The sequence below is a fragment of the Aeromonas lacus genome, assembly GCF_000764665.1.
GTDB classification, from domain to species: domain Bacteria; phylum Pseudomonadota; class Gammaproteobacteria; order Enterobacterales; family Aeromonadaceae; genus Aeromonas; species Aeromonas lacus.
Genome location: NZ_JRGM01000184.1, coordinates 1 through 1026 on the forward strand (window position 1 = coordinate 1; position 1026 = coordinate 1026).

Genomic DNA, 1026 nt, shown 5'->3' on the forward strand with positions numbered 1-1026 from the left:
GGGTAGAAGCACATCAACAACAAAGAACCAAGACGTATATAACTCTGGAACGTGGCGTAGGATTCGCAATGCGTATATGAAGAATCATGTACTGTGCGAACATTGCGAAATGCTTGGCATTATCACGCCAGCTAAGATATGCGATCACATTATAGAAATCGAAGACGACTACAGTAAGCGATTCGATCAGACAAATCTGCAAGCATTGTGTCAGGCCTGGCATAACAAAAAGACTGCACAACAAGCCAAACTCAGAGTAAGTACAAATGTACTAACTCCCAGCCAAATAATGCAATGGGCTAAAAAACACTAAATTTCATGTGTTTTTCGCGCTTAAACTGCACTTAAAACGTTAAAATAATACATAAAAACACTCATTTTTTGCATTGCATTAATTTGCTGTGTAGTACTAAGGGTTTTTATGAGGATCTCACTTTAAAGGAACTTACATGAAATACTTACATATTGATTGGATTAATGGCGTAATGACTACGCTGAATGACAAGTTGGTTCTGGTGCTCGTTCAACCAAACGAACAGGGTACTTTCAACTTTAACTTCATTGATCCATTGACAGATGAACCTTGCCTCACGGAATCAGAAGAACGCGAATTGCTTAAACGCATGATGCAGGATTTGCCAGCGGGCAACGTACAGCAGGAACCAGTTGGAGGTGCAAATGAATAACTGCACCTTTGAAGTGGATGCCTTTAAGCAGCCTACGCTTGTCCCATTGGACGACAAGAATTGGGCACTTGCTGAGACATATCACGTACACACCAAGTCAATTGCATTTGATATCCCAAAAGGTACAACTACTGATCTCGCATCCGTACCGCGTATCTTTTGGAATATGATTGCTCCATTTGGTTTGCACACTGCCGCAGCAGTTGCACATGATTACCTTTATCGTACCGCAAAGATGAAAGTAACAAGAGAGCAAGCAGATAATGTGTTCCTTGAACTAATGCTTAGGGCTGGAGTGTCGTCATTTAAAGCGCACTTGATGCACAAAGGCGTAAGATTG

3 protein-coding genes are annotated in these 1026 nt (G+C 41.3%); all 3 read left to right on the forward strand.

Annotation, left to right across the window (positions count from 1 at the left end):
- The coding region (locus LG31_RS20695) for an HNH endonuclease signature motif containing protein (RefSeq protein ID WP_238567550.1) at nucleotides 1-313 on the forward strand (313 nt) is incomplete at its 5' end.
- A gap of 136 nt (nucleotides 314-449) precedes the next feature.
- Nucleotides 450-686 (forward strand): hypothetical protein, encoded by a 237-nt coding sequence (locus tag LG31_RS0120065; protein ID WP_033116171.1) that lies wholly within the window; start codon nucleotides 450-452, stop codon nucleotides 684-686.
- Nucleotides 679-1026 (forward strand): DUF1353 domain-containing protein (locus tag LG31_RS20700; RefSeq protein WP_084059672.1); only part of this gene is annotated, 348 nt, incomplete at its 3' end. The genes LG31_RS0120065 and LG31_RS20700, both read left to right, overlap by 8 nt.